The sequence below is a fragment of the Variovorax sp. GW821-FHT09B05 genome (assembly GCF_059418265.1).
The window spans coordinates 412,981-433,855 of the sequence record NZ_JBWKPN010000001.1 but is presented as its reverse complement, the minus strand read 5'-3'; the positions used below and the strand labels follow the sequence as shown (position 1 = coordinate 433,855).

At 69.1% G+C, this 20,875-nt stretch carries 17 protein-coding genes and 1 tRNA gene; 7 read left to right on the top strand and 11 right to left on the bottom strand.

Annotated elements, in window-relative coordinates; translation table 11 throughout:
* Positions 1 to 5: 5 nt before the first annotated feature.
* The 4 genes from AC07RM_RS01810 to AC07RM_RS01795 form a co-directional block, all read right to left on the bottom strand.
* Positions 6 to 1,190: an acyl-CoA dehydrogenase family protein gene (locus AC07RM_RS01810; RefSeq protein WP_495332520.1), complete on the bottom strand. Its 1,185-nt coding sequence runs from the start codon at positions 1,188 to 1,190 to the stop codon at positions 6 to 8.
* Positions 1,191 to 1,383: 193 nt separating this feature from the next.
* Complete coding sequence (locus tag AC07RM_RS01805) at positions 1,384 to 3,099, bottom strand: site-specific integrase (RefSeq protein ID WP_495332518.1); 1,716 nt, start codon at positions 3,097 to 3,099, stop codon at positions 1,384 to 1,386.
* Positions 3,100 to 3,143: 44 nt separating this feature from the next.
* Positions 3,144 to 4,151, bottom strand: a complete 1,008-nt coding sequence (locus tag AC07RM_RS01800) for an SDR family NAD(P)-dependent oxidoreductase (RefSeq protein ID WP_495332516.1) — start codon at positions 4,149 to 4,151, stop codon at positions 3,144 to 3,146.
* Between the two features lie 55 nt (positions 4,152 to 4,206).
* Positions 4,207 to 4,965 carry an SDR family NAD(P)-dependent oxidoreductase gene (locus tag AC07RM_RS01795; RefSeq protein WP_495332514.1) on the bottom strand — a complete coding sequence of 253 codons (759 nt, stop codon included), beginning with the start codon at positions 4,963 to 4,965 and terminating at the stop codon, positions 4,207 to 4,209.
* A gap of 149 nt (positions 4,966 to 5,114) precedes the next feature.
* Between AC07RM_RS01795 and AC07RM_RS01790 the strand changes: the two genes are divergently transcribed.
* Entirely contained in the window at positions 5,115 to 5,717 is a 603-nt protein-coding gene (locus AC07RM_RS01790) for a TetR/AcrR family transcriptional regulator (RefSeq protein ID WP_495332512.1), read from the top strand.
* Positions 5,718 to 5,760: 43 nt separating this feature from the next.
* A tRNA-Arg gene (locus AC07RM_RS01785) sits at positions 5,761 to 5,837 on the top strand.
* 74 nt (positions 5,838 to 5,911) lie between these two features.
* Here AC07RM_RS01785 and AC07RM_RS01780 read toward each other — a convergent pair.
* Positions 5,912 to 6,355 (bottom strand): VOC family protein, encoded by a 444-nt coding sequence (locus AC07RM_RS01780; RefSeq protein ID WP_495332511.1) that lies wholly within the window; start codon positions 6,353 to 6,355, stop codon positions 5,912 to 5,914.
* A 153-nt stretch (positions 6,356 to 6,508) separates the two neighbouring features.
* On the opposite strand from AC07RM_RS01780, the gene AC07RM_RS01775 reads away from it, so the two are divergent.
* Positions 6,509 to 7,393: a LysR family transcriptional regulator gene (locus AC07RM_RS01775; RefSeq protein WP_495333404.1), complete on the top strand. Its 885-nt coding sequence runs from the start codon at positions 6,509 to 6,511 to the stop codon at positions 7,391 to 7,393.
* A gap of 39 nt (positions 7,394 to 7,432) precedes the next feature.
* Here AC07RM_RS01775 and AC07RM_RS01770 read toward each other — a convergent pair whose 3' ends face one another.
* Together AC07RM_RS01770 and AC07RM_RS01765 are read right to left on the bottom strand one after the other, a co-directional pair.
* Positions 7,433 to 7,831: a GlcG/HbpS family heme-binding protein gene (locus AC07RM_RS01770; RefSeq protein WP_495332510.1), complete on the bottom strand. Its 399-nt coding sequence runs from the start codon at positions 7,829 to 7,831 to the stop codon at positions 7,433 to 7,435.
* Positions 7,824 to 8,600, bottom strand: coding sequence for an SDR family oxidoreductase (locus tag AC07RM_RS01765; protein ID WP_495332508.1), 777 nt, complete (start codon positions 8,598 to 8,600; stop codon positions 7,824 to 7,826). Before AC07RM_RS01765 ends, AC07RM_RS01770 begins: the two co-directional genes overlap by 8 nt.
* An 85-nt stretch (positions 8,601 to 8,685) precedes the next feature.
* Between AC07RM_RS01765 and AC07RM_RS01760 the strand changes: the two genes are divergently transcribed.
* Both AC07RM_RS01760 and AC07RM_RS01755 read left to right on the top strand, forming a co-directional pair.
* Positions 8,686 to 9,597: a LysR family transcriptional regulator gene (locus AC07RM_RS01760; protein WP_495332506.1), complete on the top strand. Its 912-nt coding sequence runs from the start codon at positions 8,686 to 8,688 to the stop codon at positions 9,595 to 9,597.
* Positions 9,598 to 9,752: 155 nt separating this feature from the next.
* The gene (locus AC07RM_RS01755) at positions 9,753 to 14,126 is read left to right on the top strand and encodes a DEAD/DEAH box helicase (protein WP_495332504.1); all 4,374 of its coding nucleotides are present in this window, start codon (positions 9,753 to 9,755) and stop codon (positions 14,124 to 14,126) included.
* A gap of 15 nt (positions 14,127 to 14,141) precedes the next feature.
* Here AC07RM_RS01755 and AC07RM_RS01750 read toward each other — a convergent pair whose 3' ends face one another.
* Positions 14,142 to 14,864 (bottom strand): MgtC/SapB family protein, encoded by a 723-nt coding sequence (locus AC07RM_RS01750; RefSeq protein WP_495333402.1) that lies wholly within the window; start codon positions 14,862 to 14,864, stop codon positions 14,142 to 14,144.
* A 14-nt stretch (positions 14,865 to 14,878) separates the two neighbouring features.
* The gene (locus AC07RM_RS01745) at positions 14,879 to 16,597 is read right to left on the bottom strand and encodes a thiamine pyrophosphate-dependent enzyme (protein ID WP_495332502.1); all 1,719 of its coding nucleotides are present in this window, start codon (positions 16,595 to 16,597) and stop codon (positions 14,879 to 14,881) included.
* Between the two features lie 171 nt (positions 16,598 to 16,768).
* On the opposite strand from AC07RM_RS01745, the gene AC07RM_RS01740 reads away from it, so the two are divergent.
* Positions 16,769 to 17,686, top strand: a complete 918-nt coding sequence (locus tag AC07RM_RS01740) for a DMT family transporter (protein WP_093349534.1) — start codon at positions 16,769 to 16,771, stop codon at positions 17,684 to 17,686.
* Here the strand turns inward: AC07RM_RS01740 and AC07RM_RS01735 are convergent.
* Complete coding sequence (locus AC07RM_RS01735) at positions 17,681 to 18,865, bottom strand: MFS transporter (RefSeq protein WP_495332500.1); 1,185 nt, start codon at positions 18,863 to 18,865, stop codon at positions 17,681 to 17,683. The two genes, AC07RM_RS01740 and AC07RM_RS01735, sit on opposite strands and share 6 nt — an antisense overlap.
* A gap of 10 nt (positions 18,866 to 18,875) precedes the next feature.
* On the bottom strand, positions 18,876 to 19,709 hold the full coding sequence (locus AC07RM_RS01730; RefSeq protein WP_495332498.1) for an isocitrate lyase/PEP mutase family protein: 834 nt from the start codon (positions 19,707 to 19,709) through the stop codon (positions 18,876 to 18,878).
* A gap of 136 nt (positions 19,710 to 19,845) precedes the next feature.
* Here AC07RM_RS01730 and AC07RM_RS01725 point away from each other — a divergent pair, with 136 nt between their 5' ends.
* Complete coding sequence (locus AC07RM_RS01725) at positions 19,846 to 20,793, top strand: GlxA family transcriptional regulator (RefSeq protein ID WP_208513440.1); 948 nt, start codon at positions 19,846 to 19,848, stop codon at positions 20,791 to 20,793.
* The last annotated feature ends 82 nt before the right edge of the window (positions 20,794 to 20,875 follow it).

The following is a 20,875-nucleotide window of genomic DNA, read 5'->3' as shown; positions in this document are numbered from 1 at the left end:
CGGGCCTATCCCAGGATCGTCTTGGAAAGAATGTCCTTCTGGACCTCGCTCGTGCCGCCGTAGATGCTGGCGGCGCGGCTGTAGAAGTAGCGCATCGCCAGCGGCCCGCCCCAGTGCTCCGCGCCGGGCCCGTCGTGCGCGCGGCGCTCCATCGCCGCGGGGCCGGCGATGCGCTGCAGCAGCTGCGCGATCTCCTGCTGCAGCTCGGTGCCCTTGAGCTTGAGCACCGAGGCGAAGCCCGGGTTCTTCTGCGCCGTGTCGCTCGACAGCAGGAAGCGCCAGTTCGTGACCTCGAGCGCGCGAATCTCGGCGTCGAGCACGGCCATCTCGGCGCGCAGCCGCGGGCTGTCGAGCAGCGGCCGTCCGGCCTGGGTGAGGCGGCCGGCCAGCTCGCGCGCATAGTCCAGCCGCTCGCGGCACAGGCCCACGTTGGCGATGCCGGTGCGCTCGTTCATCAGCAGGTACTTGGCGCAGTCCCAGCCGCGGCCTTCCTCGCCCACGAGGTTGTCGACCGGCACGCGCACCGCGTCGAAGAAGACCTCGTTGAGATGGTGCTGGCCGTCGATCGAGGTGATCGGGCGGATCGTGATGCCGGGGCTGCGCAGGTCGATCAGCAGGAAGGAGATGCCGTGCTGCTTGCTGCCCGTGCCGTCGGTGCGCACCAGCGCGAACACCCAGTCGGCCAGATGCGCGGTGGTGGTCCAGATCTTCTGGCCGTCGACGACGTAGTGTTCGTCCTCGCCTTCGCCTTCCCGCCTGGCCGAGGTGCGCAGCGAGGCCAGGTCGGAACCCGAGCCCGGCTCGGAGAAGCCCTGGCAGAACCAGAGGTCGAGGTTCGCGAGCTTGGGCATGAAGAAGCGCTTCTGCGCCTCGGTGCCGAACTTCAGCAGTACCGGCCCGAGCATGCCCACGTTGAACACCTGCGGCAGCGGCGCCGGCGCGCGGAACAGCTCGTCGAGCAGGATCAGCCGCTCGGCCTGGCCGAGCTCGGCGCCGCCGTACTCACGCGGCCAGTGCGGCGCGGCCCAGCCTTTCTCGTTGAGGATGCGCTGCCAGGTGACGGTGTCCTGCTTGCGCGGCGGATGGCCCAGGCGCAGGCGTTCGCGGATGTCGGCGGGAAGCCGGTCCTTGATGAATCGACGGACCTCGTTGCGGAAAGTGGCTTGATCGGGGGGCGTGTCTAGATCCATCGGGCGAAGCAGCGGTGGCTGAGAGTGGGCTCGGGCCATCATATGCCGGACTTCTTATTGGATCAACCATTGAGTTTCAGGTTGATATCCTTGTGATGCCCGATCCGGCAAATCTATCCAATGAGTGTTATGTAAAATCAATGATTCTGTTGTTGGGTGTGCCTCTGGCCCGTTTGGCCGTGAAGCTCAGCAATCAGTCCCGAGACGGAAATGCTTCGTCGATCTGCCGTGAACGCGCGACTTCATCGGCGTGCAGGTAGATCGACGTGGTCTGCAGGGAGGCGTGCCGCAGGTTGTCGCGAACGATGGTGAGCTCGGCCCCCCGCGCCAGCGCGTGGGTCGCGTGCGTGTGACGCATCCAGTGCGGACTGGCGAGGCAGAGCTTTTCGGCGAGCGCAGGACTGTCCTTCGCCACCATTTCACCTGCAAGCAGGAAGAATCGGCGCAGGATGCTCCAGAGCCTGGCCGAGGTGATCCCTTCGGTGCTATCGAGATCGATGCTGCCGATCAACGGCAAGGTCGGATTCCAGCGCGCACGGGTGGTCGGAATGCTGCGCTGGCGCAGGTAGCGATCGAGTGCCGCCCGGGCCAGCGAGGGCAAGGCCACCTTGGCCGTCTTTGCGCCCTTGCCCACGAGATGCAGCCAGTGGTCGCCGCAGCTGTCGATCTCGATCTGGCCGAGCTTCGCGCCGACCAGTTCGCTCACGCGCAGTCCCGTCGCATAGGCGAAATCGAGGACGAAACGCAGCCTCTGCGCGGCGGGAAGGGCCCACCCTCTCCCCCACTCCAGCCCGTCGGCGATCGTGCGGATGAGCCCCCACTCCCCCTCGCTGAAGAAGCGAGCGGCGGCCAGGGACCGAACCGATGCGCCACCTCGAACCTTGATGCCGGCGAAAGGGTTGGCCAGGGTGTATCGCTGCTGCATGAGCCAGCGGAACATGGCACCGACGACCGACAGCGCATAGGCGGTGGAGCGCGCTGACAGGTCTCCCGCGAACGGCCGCCAATCGCTCGCGCCGCGCGGGCGCGCAGGGCCGACCCAGCGACCTCGGGGTGACGGACGGCGCAGGAAGGCTCGATAGGCAACCGCGTCCTCGGTGGTCAACGAAGAAAGGGCCCGCCCCCTCTCGAGGATCGACCAGAGGATGAGCCGCTCCGCTTCCTTGCGATAGGCCCGTTGTGTCGCAGGCGATTCCTGAAGAGCCAGCCAAGTCTGGACTGCCTGGTAGTCGTTGCTTGCCCCGAGTGCGCAGGTGGCCGGCGGCGCGCGAAAGGTGCCGCAGGATCCGTCGACATCGTTCGGGACATGAAGCCGTTCCCACGGCACCACGTCGTTCGGCGCGTCGGGAACGACGAGCGCGCGTGCGCGCTCCGTCAGTTCGGGATGCGCTGCGAAGAGAGCCTCGACCTGGCGCGCGCCCGCGGCTCCGAGTCCCGGGACCGCAACCCACCAACGTCGCCGGCGCGGCACTCGCACGGTGAGTTCCGCGAGCGTTCGGATGCCATGGCCGCGCAATGCCTTCGCGATGCGTGGCGGCAACCAGGCTTCGACGTCGTCCGTCACCAAGGGCGCGGGCGGTGGCAGCTTGCGCAGGATTTCGATGGCATTGCGCACCGCTTCTGCCCGTGCCACGCGCTCCGTGGCGGGATGCGTGAGCAGCGCGGCGATGTCGGCACGACGACGTGCTTCGGCGAGCGCGACCAGTTGGCGTCGAACGGCGCCCAGGACCGCGCGGGAAGACTGTCCGTCGGTGCTCGTGTGCCCGAGGTATTGGGCCACGCTGGCGCGTGCACTCATTCCCGCATACCAGGCGCGCAATGCCGCCAAGGCGGCCTGGCCGGGGAAGCCCTCCTCGCCTCGGTCACTAGGCCTTGCGGCTGCTTCGGAGGTGGGCGGGCTACTTTTCATGGGGAGAGATTCTCTCCCCAATCAATCTGTTGTGATAAGAAGGGTTATCGAAGTAGCACGGGTTGACCGATGGGCACAGCACCTGCAATCCGATCGGCCTGAAGTGCCTGTGTCCTGGCCCAAAGTTGCTCGGCGCGTCCAGCGTCGAGTGCATAGGACCTGACACCGTCGGCAAACGGATTGGGCGAATCGTTCACCGGAGCGACGGCACAGTCCTCGAGATAGCGGCCTCCTATCTCGTCCGCGTCGGCAACGACTGCCGCCCAGACCGAAGTCGCCGCTGCCTGTCCGACATCTTTCAGTTGCCCTGGGGGAAGACCTGCTTCAGCACGCGCCTTGCCCACGGTTTCGAACAGGCCTTGCAATTGCTCTGCCGAGAAGTTGCGCGGCAGTTCGGTCAGGCTGTTGCCCGGCATCACCGCCGCCGCCCGGACGCCACGGTCACGATGACGCTTGTCGAATTCCACCGCAAACAGGGTCTCCGCCGTCTTCGATCGACCGTACGCGACGAACGGGTCGTAGGGCTGTTGCGAGAAGTTCGGATCGTCGAGGTCCACATCGGCAACGCGGTGCGCCTGGGACGACAACATGACCAGGCGACCGTTGTCGACGAGAAGCGGTTCGATCCGATGGATCAGAACGAAGTGGCCCAGGTAGTTGGTCGCGAACTGGATCTCGCAGCCGTCGTCCGTCAGACCGAAGGGCGTGGCCATCACGCCGGCGTTGGCGATGATGGCGTCGAACGGACGGCCGTCGGCGAGCAGTCTGTCGGCGCTGGCGCGCACGCTTCGCAGGGATGCGAGATCGAGTTCGCCCAGCTCGAAGCTGCCTCCGGCCTGCGCCGCCGCATCGCGCACCGATGCCGTTGCCGCCTGGGCCTTGGCCAGGTCCCTCACCAGTCCCACAACGCTGGCACCACGCGAGACGAGCGCACGCGCGGTCTCGACACCGATCCCCGCCGATGTTCCCGTGACGAGGAAGCGCTTGCCCTTCAGATCGGCACCCGCCAGCACGTCTTGGGCGGTCGATTTCGCATCAAATTTCTTGCTCATGTCTTGGTCCTTGCACGTTGTTCAGTTCGAATTTCATTGGCAGAGCCGCTGAAGCTCAGACGGCCAGGCCGCCGGCCACGTCGATCACGCTGCCAGTCATGTAGGCGCCGTTCGGTCCGACCAGGAAGCAGACCAGGGCCGCCACTTCCTCGAGCGTCGCGATGCGGCGTATCGGATGCAGATTCAGGAGCGCCTCCGGCACTCCGTCCCCGAGGACCTCGGCCGCCATGTCGGTCGGCATGACGCCCGGCTGCACGACGTTGACGGTGATGTCGCGACTGCCGAGGTCGCGCGCCACGCCCTTCGCATAGCCGACCAGGGCCGCCTTGCTTCCCGCGTAGTCGGCGGCCCCGGCGAAAGGAACATGGGTGCCCAGCAGGGAGCCGATGAAGACGATGCGCCCGCCATCGGAAAGCACCGGTGCCGCCGCGCGCGTGGTGGCCACCGTTCCCATCACGTTGACCTGCCACTGCCGGTCGAGGTTGACCGTGTCGAGTGCGGGATCGTCGACGGTCTTGCCTTGCACGGCGATGCCGGCGTTGTTGACGAGGATGTCGATCCGGCCGAAGTGCGACAGCACCTGGTCGACCATGGGCTTCGCTGCGGTCGTGTCGGCCTGGTCGCTTTGGATGGCCAGGGCCCGAACGCCCTTGGCTTTCAATTTCGCCACCACCGCATTCGCCTTTTCCTCAGAGGCAACATAGGTGATCGCGATGTCGGCACCAAGGTCGGCCAACGCTTCTGCCGTCGCGGCACCCAGCCCCCGCGAACCGCCAGTGATGAGGGCAAGCTTGCCCTTCAAGAATTGCTGCATGACATGCTCTTTCGAAGACAACCGCGCGCCGTGTCCCGGGCATCGGGAATTCATAACGATCGGTATCGTAACGAACGATATGAAAATGGACGAGGAGCGTCAAGCGGTTTAATATCGATCGTTACGAAAAAACCAAGGTGGTGTGACCGATGGGACGTCAGCGCGAATTCGATGTGGAGCAGGCGCTAGACGCCGCGCTGACCATGTTCTGGCGCAAGGGCTACGAGGGCACCTCGTACACCGATCTGACGCAAGCCATTGGCGTCGAACGCCCGGCGCTCTATTCGGCGTTCGGCAACAAGGAAGCCCTGTTCCGGCAGGCGCTGGAGCGCTACTACGCCCACTACCTGGCGTTCTTCCCCGCGGCGCTCGAGTTGCCGACCTCGCGCGAGGTTGCCGCGCACATCCTCTACAACACGGCGGAACTGAACACCCGCGACCCCGAACGCACCGGTTGCCTGGCGATACACGGCGTGCTGGCCGGATCGGACGACGCGGAGCCGGTGCGTCGAGCACTGGTCGAGGCCCGTGCCGCAGCTCAGGCGACGTTGCAGGAGCGCTTCGAGCGCGCCAAGCGCGAGGGTGACCTGCCCTCCGATGCGAAGTGCGATGCGCTGGCGGCCTATGTCTGTGCCGTGTGCCACGGCATGGCAGTGCAGGCCAAGGCAGGCTTCAGCCGCGAAGTGCTGGAGGCCGTCGCCGATCAAGCGCTTGCCACCTGGCCAGGCAGCGGCCGGTCCTCGGGCAGATAGTCGCAGGGTAGGTGCCGATTTCCGGGCTATAATGGAAGGCTTCGCGGCTGTAGCTCAGCTGGATAGAGTACTTGGCTACGAACCAAGGGGTCGTGGGTTCGATTCCTGCCAGCCGCACCAGAATTTCGGTTCTAGATCTACGGGTTAGACGTTCAGGCGTCTAGCCCGTTTTTCTTTGTGCGCGACCTTCGCGGCTACTTGGCGAACAGCATCTCGATGTTCGCGAAGGCCTTGATCTCGATCGCGTTGCCCGACGGATCGAGGAAGAACATCGTCGCCTGCTCGCCCGCTTCGCCCTTGAAGCGGATGTAGGGTTCGATGATGAACCGGATGCCGGCCGCCTTCAGCCGGTCCGCCATCGCGTCCCAATCGGCGCGCGGAAGCACGATGCCCATGTGGCGCACCGGAACGCCCTTGCCGTCGACATCGTTCTTCTGCGCGGTCCCGGCCTCTTCGGGCGAGAGATGGGCAACGATCTGGTGGCCGTAGAAATTGAAGTCGATCCAGTCCGGAGAACTGCGGCCCTCGGGGCAGCCGAGGGTCTCGCCATAGAACCGGCGCGCGAGCGCGAGGTCATGCACGGGAAAAGCGACATGGAACGGCGACAGCATCGCGGGGTTGGTGCGGGGGGCAAGCATCGGGGTCCTCGGTGTGGTTGTACAGGCCCGAACGATAGGCATGCCGATGCAATAAAAAAAGCAATTAATATTGCGGTTTTAGACAAATATTTTTTGTATGAAGCCGAGAGGTCCGGGCTCGCCCCCGGTGCTCGAGAACAGCAGATCGCTTCCATGATCCGAGAACTGAAGACCCTTCTGGCGGTCGCGAGCGAGGGCACCTTCTCGGCCGCCGGCGACAAGATCGGACTCACCCAGTCGGCCATCAGCGCCCAGATGCAGCGCCTCGAAGCCGAAGTGGGCCACGACCTCTTCGACCGCGCCGGCCGCACCGCCCGCCTCAACGATCGCGGGCACCAGATGGTCGGCCAGGCCGAGCAGCTCATCCGCATGTATTCGGACCTGTGCGCCGGCAAGCTCGGAACGCCGACCTCGTTCCGGTTCAGCCTCGGCTCGATCGCTTCGGCGCAATCGCACCTGCTGCCCGAGGCGATCGCGCGCTTCCATCGGCAGTTTCCGGAGGTCCGGACACGGCTGGTGCCGGGCCTCTCGATGGACCTGGCCCAGCTCGTCGATGCCGGCGAACTCGAGATGGCGATCGTCATCCGGCCGCCCTTCTCCCTGCACAGCGACCTGAGATGGACCACGCTGGCGCAGGAGCCTTTCCGGCTCATCGTTCCGAGGGATGCGCCGGACATCGGCTGGCGGGAGCTGCTCATGACGATCCCCTTCATCCGCTACGACCGCGCATCGCTGGCCGGCCGGCAGGTGGACCGGTTCCTACGGCGCGAACATATCTCCGTGAAGGATGTCTGCGAGGCGGACGAACTCGATGCGCTGATCCGCCTGGTCGCGCTCGGCCTGGGCGCCTCGCTGGTGCCGCAGACGATGCGCAACCGCCGCTGGCCCGCGGCGGTCCGTGTCATCGACCTCGAGGACGACACCTTCCATCGGGACATCGGCCTGGTTCATCGCAGCAAGCGCAACATGAATGAGGCCTCGCGCGCGCTCGCGCACCTGATCACCGATGCCTATGGCGCGGTGCCGCCCGAGGCTTGAACGCGAGGGCATCGGCGCCTGCATGCCCTCCCGCGTCGATCACGCCACCGCCGCGCGTGCGAGTGCCGCATCCTGATCGGGTGTTCCGCCGGACACCCCCAGCGCACCGATCAACACACCGTCGCCATCGAACAGCGGCAAGCCGCCGCCCATCAGCAGCAGACCGCCCGCGTGGATGTGGTCGAAGTGCGGCGCCGGTACCCCCACCTGCAGCGGCGCATTCAGCGCTTCGCTCGGCATCCTGAACATCACGGAGGCGCGGGCTTTGGCGACGGCCAGTTCGCTCGAGGCGAGCCACGCATCGTCCATGCGCGAAAAGGTGACGAGGTTCGCGCCGCGGTCGAGGACCGCGAACACCGCGTTCACGCCGGCCTCTTGTGCAGCCTGCCGGCCCCGGGCCACCACGCGGTGGGCATGGTCGATGGCGATGTCAGGCATTCTGCGACCACTCCGTCGCCTGCCACTGCCTGGCGGCATCGATCGTCGCCAGCGGACGCATCGTGCGGTAGAGGTGCTCGTCGGCGGGAATGATCTCGACCATCGCGTCGATCATTTCCTGCGGATCGGCCTGATCGAGCAGGCTCCCGCTGAAGTCGGGCATCGGCACGACCGCCTTGTCGGCGTCGTACCACTGCACGAAGCTCTCGGCCCCGGTGTCGTTGAAGCCGGTGCCGAAGACGCCGGGGTTGACGGTCGCGACCTTGATGCCGAAGGGCGCGAGCTCCGCTTTCATCGATCCGGCAATGGCTTCGATCGCGTGCTTGGTCGCGCAGTAGATGCCGAGGAAAGGCACCACCAGGATGCCGCCCATCGACGAGGTCCACACCACCTTGCCCGAGCGGCGCGCCACCATCCTGGGCAGGATGGCCTGCACCAACTGCAGATGGCCGAACACGTTGATGTCGAACGACTCGCGCACGCGCTGCATCGGGATGTCGGCGATCGAGCCGCCCTCCATGACGCCGGCGTTGAGCACCAGCACGTCGGGATCGAAGGAGCCCGCGTGCGCGATGTCGATGCCGTCGAGCAGGTTGAGCTTGATCACCTCCATCTCGACCCCTGCGGCGGCCGCATCCGCGCGCAGGCCGCGGACCTGCGGCCAGGTTTCGGCGGCGGCCACCACCTGGTGACCTCGTCGGGCCAGTTCGATGGCCGAGCCGCGGCCGAAGCCCGAGCTCGCACCCGTGATCAAGATCTTCTGGGACATGGTTCGAATACCTTTCGTGTGACTGTGCGAGCCAGTCTAGGAAGGCCATACCATTCGGACAATCCCACCAACGCTTGTTGCTCCGATGAATCCCGTTCATCAATTCAAGGGCTGCGATCTGTTCGCCCTGAATGTCTTTCTTTCGGTCGCGACGCATCGCAGCTTTCGTGCCGCGGGCCGGGAGCTGGACATCACGGCATCGGCCGTCAGCCACTCCATCAAGACGCTCGAGCAGCGCCTGGCCGTGAGACTGCTGAACCGGACCACGCGCAGCATGTCGTTGACCGATGCCGGAGAGCGGCTGGCGGTCAAGCTGCGGCCCAGCTTGTCGTCGCTCACGCAGGCCTTGCAGGAGGTCGACGAGTTTCAGCACACCCCGAGCGGCACGATACGCATCAATTCCAGCGAAGGCGCGGTTCGCCTGGTGCTGCGGCCCTTGCTCGCGCGCTTCGTGCGCACCTATCCGCAGGTCCATCTCGACATCGTCTGCGACGGGAGGCTCGGCGACGTCGTGGCCGACGGCTTCGACGCGGGTATTCGCCTGTTCGAAGCCGTGCCGCAGGACATGATTTCGGTGCGCGTGGGCGGGCCGGTGCGTTTTGCGGCCGTTGCCTCGCCGAGCTACCTCGCGGCACGCGGTCGGCCCGCCGTGCCGCAGGACCTGCACCAGCACGACTGCATCCGGTTCCGTTTCGAGAGCGGTGCCATCTATCGCTGGGAGTTCGCCCGCCATGGCGTCGAGGAGAGCATCGACGTCAAGGGGCCGATCACCCTCACCGACCAGCCGCTGATGGTCGATGCCGCGATCGAGGGCATCGGCATCGCCTTCGTGCCCGATCACCTCGCCCTGGAGGCATTGCGCGACGGCAGGCTCGAACGCGTGCTGGATGAATGGTGTCCCGCCTATCCGGGCCTGTGTCTCTACTATCCCGGACACCGCCACGTCCCCGGTGCCTTGCGTGCACTGATCGACATGGTGCGCGACGGGGCCTCGTGAGGACGCTTCCTCGCTCGAATATTTCGCGAGAGCGCGCCAGGCATCGCAACCGGTCGCGTTCGAACCCTCTTGAGTTGCCCCGCAACGTCCCGACCTGCAGGGTCTACGGCCCGCGCGTTGCGCCCCCGCGATCGTTGTCGTAGCCTGCACTTCCCGTGGACCTGCACTCGTTTCACCCCTCCGTCGCCCGCTGGTTCCTGCGAACCTTCCCCGGCCCCACCTCGGCCCAGGCCCAGGCGTGGCCGGCGATCCGTGCCGGGCGCGACACGCTGGTGGCCGCGCCCACCGGCTCGGGCAAGACGCTCACGGCCTTCCTCGCGGCGCTCGACGACCTGGTGCGCCGCGGCCTCGAACCCGCCGGCCTGCCCGACGAGACGGCCGTCGTCTACGTCTCGCCGCTGAAGGCACTGTCCAACGACATCCGCCTGAACCTCGACGCGCCGCTCGCGGGCATCCGCGCCGAGCTGGCGGCGCTGGGGCTGCCCGAGGTCGACATCCGCACCGCCGTGCGCACCGGCGACACGCCGCAGCGCGAGCGCCAGCAGAGCCTGCGCCGGCCGCCGCACGTGCTGGTGACCACGCCCGAGTCGCTCTACGTGCTGCTGGGCTCCGCCTCGGGCCGCCAGATGCTGTCGACGGTGCGCAGCGTGATCGTCGACGAGATTCACGCCATCGCCGCGAGCAAGCGCGGCAGCCACCTGGCGCTGTCGCTGGAGCGATTGCAGGAGCTCTGCACGGCGCAAGGCGGCGCGCGGCCGGTGCGCATCGGCCTGTCGGCCACGCAGAAGCCCATCGACGAGGTGGCGCGCTTCCTGGTCGGCGCGGGCGCGCTGCGCGCCGACGGCACGGCCGATTGCGAGATCGTCGACATCGGCTATGCCAAGCAGCGCGACCTCGCGCTCGAGTTGCCGCCCACACCGCTCGAGGCCGTGATGTCGGGCGACCAGTGGACGCAGGTCTATGCGCGCGTGGCCGAGCTGGTGTGGCTGCACAAGACCACGCTGGTGTTCGTCAACACGCGCCGCATGGCCGAGCGCGCGGCGCGGCACCTGGGCGACATCCTCGGCAAGGAGGCGGTGGCCGCGCACCACGGCAGCCTGTCGAAGGAGACGCGGCTGGCCGCCGAGCAGCGCCTGAAACGCGGCGAGCTCAAGGTGCTCGTCGCCACGGCCTCGCTCGAACTGGGCCTGGACATCGGCGACGTCGACCTCGTGTGCCAGCTCGGCTCGCCGCGCGCCATCGCCACCTTCCTGCAGCGCGCCGGACGTTCGGGCCATGCGGTGGGCGGCGTGCCGAAGGCGCGGCTGTTCGCGCAGTCGCGCGACGAGCTGGTCGAATGCGCCGCCCTGCTCGACTGCATCCGCCGCGGCGAGCTCGACGCGCTGCGCGTGCTGCCGGCGCCGCTGGACGTGCTGGCGCAGCAGATCGTGGCCGAGACCGCCTGCCGCGAATGGAATGAGGACCAGCTGTTCGCCCTCGTGCGCCGCGCCTGGCCCTATGCCCAGCTTTCGCAGGCGCGCTTCATGGAGGTGGTGCGCATGGTGTCCGAGGGCTTTGCAACCCGGCAGGGCCAGCGCGCGGGCTATGTGCACCGCGATGCCGTGCACCACCTGCTGCGCGAACGCAAGGGCGCGCGCATGACCGCGCTGACCTCCGGCGGCACCATCCCCGAGACCGGCGACTACACGGTCGTGCTGGAGCCGCAGGCCGACAAGATCGGCACCGTCAACGAGGACTTCGCGGTCGAGAGCCTCGCGGGCGACGTGTTCCAGCTGGGCAACACCAGCTACCGCATCCTCAAGATCGAGCCGGGCCGCGTGCGGGTGGAGGACGCGCAGGGCGCGGCGCCCAACATCCCGTTCTGGCTCGGCGAGGCGCCGGGGCGCAGCGACGAGCTGTCGTTCGGCGTGTCGCGGCTGCGCGAGGAGGTGTCGCAGGCGCTCGCAGCGGGCGGCCACGACGCGGCGATGGCGCTGCTGACGCAGACCATCGGCCTCGATGAGGAGGCAGCGCGCCAGATCGTCGCGCATCTCGCGCAGGCGCGCGCCGTGCTCGGCGAGTTGCCCACGCAGCACACGCTCGTGATGGAACGCTTCTTCGATGCCTCGGGCGGCATGCAGCTGGTGATCCACGCGCCCTTCGGCAGCCGGCTCAACCGCGCCTGGGGCCTGGCGTTGCGCAAGCGCTTCTGCCGCACCTTCAACTTCGAACTGCAGGCCGCGGCGACCGAGGACGCGATCGTGCTGTCGCTCTCCACCAGCCACAGCTTCCCGCTCGACGAGGTGGCGCGCTACCTGCATTCGGCTTCGGCGCTGCATGTGCTGGTGCAGGCGCTGCTCGACGCGCCCCTGTTCGGCGTGCGCTGGCGCTGGAACGCCACCACCGCGCTCGCGCTGCCGCGCTTCACGGGTGGGCGCAAGGTGGCGCCGCAGCTGCAGCGCATGCGTTCCGAGGACCTGCTCGCGGCCGTCTTTCCCGATCAGGTCGCGTGCGCGGAGAACATCGTCGGCGAGCGCGAGATCCCCGAGCATCCGCTGGTCGCGCAGACGCTCGACGACTGCCTGCACGACGCGATGGACGCCGACGGCTGGCTCGCGCTGCTGCGGCGCATGGAGGCCGGCGCGGTGCGCGTGCTGGCGCGCGACCTGCCCGCGCCCTCGCCGCTCGCGCTCGAGGCCCTGAACGCGCGGCCCTATGCCTTCCTCGACGACGCGCCGCTGGAAGAACGCCGCACGCAGGCCGTGCAGAACCGGCGCTACACCGATCCGCAGAGCGCGGACGACGTCGGCCAGCTCGACGCGCAGGCCATTGCGAGCGTGCGCGAGGAGGCCTGGCCGCAGCCGCGCAGCGCCGACGAGATGCACGAGGCGCTCGGCATGCTCGGCGCCTTGAGCGACGACGAAGTGGCGCAGCAGGCGGACTGGAAGAAATGGCTGACGGCACTGGCCAAGGCCGGCCGCGCGACACGCCTGATCTTCGAAGGCAAGGGCCGCGCCGCACGCGGCCTGTGGTTGACGGCCGAGCAGCTCGGGCTGCTGCGCGCCGTGGCACCCGATGCGCCGATGCAGCCCGCCATCGTCGCGCCGGATGACGCCGAGCAGCCCGCCGATCGCGACACCGCGCTGCGCGAACTGCTGCGCTCGCGCCTGGGCGGGCTTGGCCCCGTGACCGTCGCGCAGCTCGCCGCGCCGCTCTTCCTGTCGGCGGCGGAGGTCGAAGGCGCCCTGCTCGCGCTGCAGGCCGAAGGCAGCGTGCTGCAGGGCCGCTTCACGCCCGGCGGCACCGAGCCCGAATGGTGCGAGCGCCATCTGCTGGCACGCATCCATCGCTACACGCTCGGGCGCCTGCGCCGCGAGATCGAACCGGTCGAGCCGCGCGACTTCGTGCGTTTTCTCTTCGAATGGCAGCACATCGGCGCGGGCTCGCGCGTGAGCGGCCCGGAAGCGCTGTCGGGCATCCTCTCGCAGCTCGAAGGCTACGAAGCGCCCGCGCCGCTGTGGGAGGCCGAACTGCTGCCCGCGCGTGTGAGCGACTACGCGGGCGCCTGGCTCGACGACCTGTGCACCGCCGGGCGCGTGCTGTGGACGCGGCTGCGGCCGACGGCCACCGAGGGGCGCAAGGGCGCGGGCAGCCTGTCGCTGCGCGCCACCCCGGTGGTGCTGCTGCCGCGCCGCAGTTCGGCGCTGTGGACCACGCTCGCGCCCGCGCCTGCCGACGACGACAACCTGGGCTCGCGCGCTGCACGCGTCGCCACGCACCTGGCCCAGCACGGCGCCTGCTTCTTCGACGAGATCGCGCACGGCACCCGGCTGCTGCCGGTCGAGATCGAGGAGGCGCTGACCGAACTGGTCGCCAAGGGCCGCGCGCGCTGCGACAGCTACGCGGGCCTGCGCGCCCTGCTGGTGCCGGCCGCCAAGCGCGCCTCGGCCGACCTGCGGCGCCGGCGGCGCGCGCCCCTCTTCAGCATCGAGGACGCCGGGCGCTGGACATTGGTACGGCCCCCTGCCGCCGCCGAGGCGATGGCGGCCAGCTCCGCCGAGGCGATCGAGCAGGTGGTGCACGTGCTGCTGCGCCGCTACGGCGTCGTCTGCTGGCGGCTGCTCGAGCGCGAAGCCGCGTGGCTGCCGCCCTGGCGCGAGCTGGTGCGGGTGTGCCGCCGGCTCGAGGCGCGCGGCGAGATCCGTGGCGGCCGCTTCATCGCTGGCGTGTCGGGCGAGCAGTTCGCCTTGCCCGAGGCGGTGGCGTCGATGCGGCGGGTGCGCCGCGAGCCGGGCGACGGCGCGCTGATCGCGCTCGCGGCCAGCGACCCGGCCAACCTGCTGGGCACGGTCGTGAACGGTCCGAAGGTGCCGCGGGTCGCGGGCTCGCGCGTGCTGTACTGCGACGGCGTGCCGATCGCCACCAGCGTGGCGGGAGAGATCAGCCTGCTGGTCGAGCTCGATGCCGCGCGGGCGCAGGCGGCGAGGCGTGCGCTCTCGCTCGAGCCCTCGCTGCGCAGCCACGAACTCGCCGCACAACCGTCGGCCTGAAGCCGAGCGACCGCCTCAGTTGGCCTCGGCGCCGTGCCCGCCGCCGCGCGTCACGACCTCGACCGACTGCACGCCTTCCAGCGTCTCGAGCCGCCGCACGAAGTTGCCGATGTCGGCCGACGACACGCGCACCAGCTGCACCGTGATGTCGTCGAGGTCTCCACCCGGCCGCACCGCGACCAGGAAGCGCCGCAACCGCGCGGGCTGCAGCTCGAGCCCCTGCTCCAGCGACTCCGGGCTCACCGCGCCGTGCGTCGCGACCACGCGCAGCCGGCAGCTCTGGCTGCGCGCGCGGTAGGCCTCTTCGAGCGGCTTGATGCCCGCGAGGATCACCAGGATGATCACGGTCGAGGCGGCGGCCGGAAAGTAGAGCCCGCCGCCGACCGCGAGCCCGATCGCGGCCACGGTCCAGATGCTCGCGGCGGTCGTGAGCCCGCGCACGATCTCCCCGCGCGCGAGGATCGCGCCGGCACCGAGGAAGCCGATGCCCGACACCACCTGCGCGGCCGCGCGCGACGGGTCGAGCACCACGTGCTCGCCGCGCAGGCTGTCCGCGAAGCCATAGGCCGACACCAGCATGAAGAGACAGGCGCCCACGCTCACCAGCATGTGCGTGCGGATGCCCGCGGCCCACAGCAGGCGCTCGCGCTCCAGGCCGACCAGGCTGCCGAGCGCGGCCGCGACGAACAGGCGCAGCAGCGTCTCGCCATGGGACAGAAGAACGTTGCCATGCAGCATGGAAAGGGCCGGCGTCATTCGGTGAAGTTGTCCTTGATCAGGTCCACCACGTCCGACGAGCGCCCGCCGAGCACCGCCTTGGCGGAGTACAGCATCGTGCCCGCGACCTGGCTGAACTCCACCTTCGGCGGCATCACCAGTTCCGTGCGGTTGACCTTCACGTCCAGCAGCGCCGGCCCGGGATGCGCGAGGAAGGCGCGCACGGCATCGGGCAGCTGCTCGGCGCGCTCCACCTTCTGCCCGTAGAAGCCGATCACCTCCGCCAGCCGCGCGAAGTCGGGGTTCAGCAGGTCGGTGTAGTTGTCGAGCAGCCCCTCGACCTTCTGCTCGAGCTCCACGAAGTTCAGGCTCGCGTTGTTGTAGACCACGACCTTGATCGGCAGCTTCTCCTGCACGGCCGTCATCAGGTCGCCCAGCAGCATCGCGATGCCGCCGTCGCCCGACAGCGAGATCACCTGCCGGCCCGGAAAGGCCTTCTGCGCACCCAGCGCCTGCGGCATGGCGTTGGCCATGGTCCCGTGCAGCAGGCTCACGAGCGTGCGACGGCGCCCGTTCATCGTGAGGTGGCGCAGCGACCACACCATCGGGCTGCCGCCATCGGCCGTGAAGACGGCGTCGTCGGCCGCCAGTTCGTCGATCACGCGCGTGAGGTGCTGCGGATGGATCAGCCCCGCCTTGCCGGGCCGCTCGTCGCGGCGCAGCGTTTCCAGCGAGGCCTTGCGATGGCGCAGGCAGTCGTCGAGAAAGCTGCGGTCGGCACGCTCCTCGAGCAGGGGGATCAGCGCCTCGACCGTGTGCGCGATGTCGCCCACCAGCCCCAGCGCCACCGGATGGCGGCGCCCGAGATGGCTGCCGTCGACGTCGATCTGCAGGATGGTCGCCTTGGCCGGATAGAACTGGCTCCATGCGAAGTCGGCGCCCAGCAGCAGCAGCGTGTCGCACTCCTGCAGCGCGCGGTAGCCCGACTCCACGCCGAAGATGCCGGTCATGCCCATGTTGAAGGGGTTGTCGTACTCCACGAAGTCCTTGGCGCGCGAGGTGTGGGCGATCGGCGCCTTCAGGCACTGGCCGAGCGCCAGCAGCATCTCGTGCGCGCCCTCGCAGCCATGGCCCGCATAGATCGCGATCTTCTTTCCCTTGCCGATCAGGGCCGCCAGCTGCGCGAGTTCGGCATCGTTGGGCCGGATCACCGGCGCGGCGCGGTGCACCGAGAAGCCCAGGCCCTCCTTCACCTCGGTCTGCGCGATGTCGCTCGGCAAGATGACGACGGCCACGCCGCGCCGCGACAGCGCCGCCTGCGCCGCGAGCGCCACCACGCGCTGCGCCTGCTCGGCCGACTGCACCTGCTCGCAGAAGACGCTGCAGCCCGCGTAGAGCGACTTGAAGTCCACCTCCTGCGGAAACTCCATGCCGAGCTCGGCCGTCACGATCTGGCTCGCGATCAGCACCACGGGCGCGCGGTTGCGGTTCGCCTCGAAGACGCCGTTGATGAAGTGCAGCCCGCCCGGCCCGCACGAACCCGCGCAGAGGCTCAGCTCGCCCGTCAGGTACGACTCCGCGCCGGCGGCGAAGGCGGCCGCTTCCTCGTGGCGCACATGCACCCATTCGATCTCGCTGCGGCGGATCGCGTCGGTCACGTGGTTCAGCGTGTCGCCGACGATCCCGTAGCAACGTCTGGCGCCGGCCTTCTGCAGGGTTTCGATGACGAGGTCGGCGACTTTCTTGTGGGCCATGCGGGGCTTCCTTTGCGACAAAGAAAAGAGGCTACGCATGCGCTCCGCGCGGCCCGTGGGCAGCCGTCGGAATCGTGGGTAGGATTTCGCCGCACAGGCAGAATGCGCCAAACATCCCGCAAAAGCCCGACGGCGGCAACCACTCCGCCCCGTCGCGAGACAACCCACCCGATGCAATCGACCGGAACCCTGCGCGGCATCGCCGCGATGCTGCTGGCCTGCGCCTTCTTCGCCTGCATGGACGCGCTGCTCAAGACCCTGGCCGCGCACTATCCGCCGGCGCAGGTGATGGCACTGCGCGGCCTCACGGCCCTGCCCCTGGTCTGCCTCTACGTCGCCTGGCGCCGCGAGGCGGCCGGCGTCTTCAACCGCCGGTTGCGCTGGCGGCTGCACCTGCTGCGCGCCGTGCTGAACATGGCGATGCTCGTGCTCTTCGTCCATGGCCTCAAGACCCTGGGGCTGGCCGAGGCCTACACGCTCACCTTCATCGCGCCGCTGCTGATGGTGCTGATCGCCGTGCCGATGCTCGGCGAGTCGATCCACGCGCGGCACTGGATCGCCATCGGGCTGGGCTTCGCGGGCGTGGTGATCGCGCTGCGGCCCGAGCAAGGCGCCTTCCTCTCGGCGGGCGCCATCGCGATCCTGGTGGCCGCCGTCTGCTATGCGCTGTCGAACATGCTGGGCCGGCTCATCAGCCGCACCGAGCCGAGCGCCGCGCTGGTGTTCTGGACCACCGTCGGCATGGCCCTGGGCGGCAGCCTGCTGGCGGCGCCGCAATGGGTGCCGATCCGCGCCGAGCACGCATGGATGCTCGCGGGCCTCGCCCTCAGCGGCTTCCTCGGGCAACTGGCGATCGCCGAGGCGTTCCGCCACGGCCAGGCGGCCGCCATCGCGCCCTTCGAGTACAGCGCGCTGGCCTGGGCCATCCTGCTCGACTGGCTGTTCTGGCAGGCCGTGCCCGATGCCTGGACCCTGGGTGGCGGCGCGCTGATCGTCGCGAGCGGCCTGTGGCTGGCGCGCAGCGAAGCCTCGCGATCGGCCCGCAACAAGCAGCAGCCGGCGGCCTCCGCGACGCGCCCCTCGTCATGAGCGCGCCGGCAGCGCGGCGCTCGCAACCCCCTCGGCACGGTGCCCGGCGATCCGGCGACCGGCCATGTGCGAGGTGAAGATCGCCAGCATGAAGACGCCCACGCTCAGCAGGCTCAGGTAGTGGGCACCGAGCAGATGGATGCCCACGGCGCCCAGGATGCCGGCCGTCGTCACGCCGAGGTAGGTCGCCGCGGTATTGAGGCCGAGCAGCACCGGCGCGATGGGCGGCGCGATATTGACCAGCCGATACTGCTGCGGCCCCTGGATGCCCCAGCCCGTCGCCCCCCAGATCGCGACCGCCACGACGGCGGGCCCTAGCGAGGCGCTGGTCCAGGGCAGGAAGGCCATGTCCACCGCCTGGGCCGCCAGCACCACGAACATGACCCTCGTCGGACTCGTCCTGTCGAGCACGCGCGCCAGTGCGATGTTGGTGAGCGTTCCGCTGGCGCCCCAGACCACCAGCAGCGCGCCGAACACCAGCGCGTTGACCAGCACGCGATCGAACACGACCGAGAAGTAGACGTAGACCAGGAAGTTGCCCGCCATGCCCAGGTAGGTGGTCAGCAGGGTCCAGCCGATGCGCGAATCCTTCAGCGGCGCCAGGCGCGCCCTGAGACCGATCCTCGGCGTCAGCGGCACCTGCCTGAGCAGCACCAGGATGCCCAGGCCCGCCGCCAGCCCCACGGCCGAGACGAAGTACATCGTCCAGCGCCAGTCGCCGAGTCCCCCGAGCACCGTGCCGATCGGCGAGCCCAGCGCCGTGGCCGCCGTCAGGCCCGCGACGATCACGGCGATCGCCTGGCCGCGGCGGTTCGGCGCCACGATGCTCGCGCCCGTCCCGGTCGCGGTCGGGGAGTACATGGCCGCGCCCAGCCCGGCGAACACGCGCGACACCAGCGCGACCGCGAAGCTGGGCGCGAGCGCCGTGGCGAGGTTCGCGAGCACGAAGATGCCGAGCCCCGCCAGCATCAGCTGCTTGCGCGGGACGTTGCCCGCCACGGCGGCGATCGTCGGCGCCAGCAGCGCATAGGCGATCGCATAGAGCGTCGTCAACTGGCCGGCCACTGCGATGTCGACGTCGAAGCTGTGCGCCAGTTGCGGCAGGATGCCGGCCATCACGAAGGTGTCCGTGCCGAGCGCGAACATCCCGAGGGCCAGCACCAGCAATCGCTTGTCCATGGCTTTTCCCTCAGCGCGATGCAACGAAGAGCCGCTGCACCTCGGCGAACGGCTTGGCGTCGGCCGAGAGCGGATCGGAGTGGCCGGTCTCGAGGAAGCCCCGGGCGGCGCGCTCGGCCTGCCCCCACACCAGCTGCGGGATCGCGGACCCCGCGCTGAGGCGCCGCACGCCGAGCTTGTAGAGCGCCGCCGCGCCGGGCAGGCCACCCCAGGCCATGACGTTCAGCGGCAGCCGCGTGGCGAGGGCGACGTCCTCGATCTCCGTCGACTCGCGCAGGCCCGGCACGAACAGGCCGTCGGCGCCCGCGGCCGAGTACAGCGTCGCGCGCCGGATCGTTTCTTCCACGCGCTCCGAGGGCTCCGCGAGCCCGGCGAGGACGACGTCGGTGCGCGCGTTCACGAACAGGTCGGCGTTCGTCCGGTGCAGGAAGGCCCGGATCGCCTCGATCTTGGCCGCCAGGATCGCCGGGGCGTCCCGTCCGTCCTCGATGTTGATGCCCATCACGCCGAGGTCGAGCAGCCGCTGCACGAGATCGACGACGGCCTTCGGCTCGTCCGAATAGCCGTTCTCGATGTCGACCGACAGCGGCACCGTGAGCACCCTGGCGATCCTCGCGACCGCACCGACGGCTTCGTCGACCGGCAGCGCCCGGCCGTCCGCATGGCCCAGCGACCAGGCGAGCCCCGCGCTGGTGGTGGCGATGGCCGCGGCACCGGCGTGCTCGAACAGCCGGGCCGAGGCCGCGTCCCAGGCATTGGGCAACACCAGCGGCGTGGCGGCGCGGTGAAGCTGGCGGAAATGCGCGACCGTGTTGCTCGCCGGGTCGAGGTGGGTGGAAGTCAATGCGTGCTCCTGAAGTGGGCCCCTAGCGGGGTGACAGGCATGGATCTTCGGTCTAAACTTCGATGGCGTTAAGGTCAGGTTTCCGTCTTTTTGCGCCATGGGTTCGCCCTGTGCGCACCATGGAACGAGGTATCGGATGATTCGTGTCGGCGTGGTGATCTATCCCGGTTTTCAGCTGCTCACCCTGGCGGTGGTCTCGGTGTTCGAGTACGCCAACATGTCGCTGGCCGAGCCGCTGTATGTCCACACCCTGCTGTCCGAGCACGGCGGGCCCGTCCGGTCCTCGTGCGGCGTGGAGGTCGGCACGGTGCCGTTCGGCAACGCGCGCTACGACACCGTGCTGGTGGTCGGCGATACCGTCGTGACCGAGGGTTCCCCCGCCATGCTGGCCTTCCTGCGCAAGTCGGCGCGCCGCGCGCGGCGCATGGGCGCGGCCTGCACCGGCGCCTTCAACCTCGCGCAGGCCGGGCTGCTCGACGGCAAGCGCGCGACCACGCACTGGGCCCACGTGGTCAAGATGCGGCGCCATCACCCGGAGGTGCTGCTCGAGGAGGACAGCATCTTCGTGCAGGACGGCAGCGTCTGGACCTCGGCCGGCGCCACCGCCTGCATCGACCTCGGGCTGGCCCTCGTCGAGGAGGACTGCGGTGCCGATGTCGCCAAGCTGGTGGCGAAGCGCATGGTCGTGTACCACCGGCGCACCGGCGGCCAGTCGCAGCATTCCGCGCTGCTCGAGCTGCGCCCGCGCACCGACCGCATCCAGAAGGCGCTCACCTATGCGAAGAGCCACCTGACGAACGAGCTCTCGCTCGAGGAGCTCGCCGAGGCCGCCAGCCTCAGCCCGCGCCAGTTCGGCCGCGTGTTCAGGGAGGAGACCGGCCAGACGCCCGCCAAGGCGATCGAGCGGCTGCGCACCGAGACCGCGCGGCTGATGATCGAGTCGCAGCTGCTGCCGATCGAGACCGTGGCGCGCGACACCGGCTTCGGCGATCCCGACCGCATGCGCCGGGCCTTCCTGCGGGCCTATGGGCAGCCGCCGCAGGTCATTCGCCGGGCCAATCGGTCGGAGGCGCGGCGCGCCTGAGGGATCCGGGGCGCGCGTTCCGCAGGCGCGCGTCCGACAACGCAATCGCCGCGCACCGACACCGCGCGCCGCTTCGCCTGCC

Bases quoted from the DNA above. Each gene is read 5' to 3' on its own strand.
- AC07RM_RS01810 (WP_495332520.1), bottom strand. From the start codon at position 1,190: ATGGATCTAGACACGCCCCCCGATCAAGCCACTTTCCGCAACGAGGTC.
- AC07RM_RS01805 (WP_495332518.1), bottom strand. From the start codon at position 3,099: ATGAAAAGTAGCCCGCCCACCTCCGAAGCAGCCGCAAGGCCTAGTGAC.
- AC07RM_RS01800 (WP_495332516.1), bottom strand. From the start codon at position 4,151: ATGAGCAAGAAATTTGATGCGAAATCGACCGCCCAAGACGTGCTGGCG.
- AC07RM_RS01795 (WP_495332514.1), bottom strand. From the start codon at position 4,965: ATGCAGCAATTCTTGAAGGGCAAGCTTGCCCTCATCACTGGCGGTTCG.
- AC07RM_RS01790 (WP_495332512.1), top strand. From the start codon at position 5,115: ATGGGACGTCAGCGCGAATTCGATGTGGAGCAGGCGCTAGACGCCGCG.
- AC07RM_RS01780 (WP_495332511.1), bottom strand. From the start codon at position 6,355: ATGCTTGCCCCCCGCACCAACCCCGCGATGCTGTCGCCGTTCCATGTC.
- AC07RM_RS01775 (WP_495333404.1), top strand. From the start codon at position 6,509: ATGATCCGAGAACTGAAGACCCTTCTGGCGGTCGCGAGCGAGGGCACC.
- AC07RM_RS01770 (WP_495332510.1), bottom strand. From the start codon at position 7,831: ATGCCTGACATCGCCATCGACCATGCCCACCGCGTGGTGGCCCGGGGC.
- AC07RM_RS01765 (WP_495332508.1), bottom strand. From the start codon at position 8,600: ATGTCCCAGAAGATCTTGATCACGGGTGCGAGCTCGGGCTTCGGCCGC.
- AC07RM_RS01760 (WP_495332506.1), top strand. From the start codon at position 8,686: ATGAATCCCGTTCATCAATTCAAGGGCTGCGATCTGTTCGCCCTGAAT.
- AC07RM_RS01750 (WP_495333402.1), bottom strand. From the start codon at position 14,864: ATGCTGCATGGCAACGTTCTTCTGTCCCATGGCGAGACGCTGCTGCGC.
- AC07RM_RS01745 (WP_495332502.1), bottom strand. From the start codon at position 16,597: ATGGCCCACAAGAAAGTCGCCGACCTCGTCATCGAAACCCTGCAGAAG.
- AC07RM_RS01740 (WP_093349534.1), top strand. From the start codon at position 16,769: ATGCAATCGACCGGAACCCTGCGCGGCATCGCCGCGATGCTGCTGGCC.
- AC07RM_RS01735 (WP_495332500.1), bottom strand. From the start codon at position 18,865: ATGGACAAGCGATTGCTGGTGCTGGCCCTCGGGATGTTCGCGCTCGGC.
- AC07RM_RS01725 (WP_208513440.1), top strand. From the start codon at position 19,846: ATGATTCGTGTCGGCGTGGTGATCTATCCCGGTTTTCAGCTGCTCACC.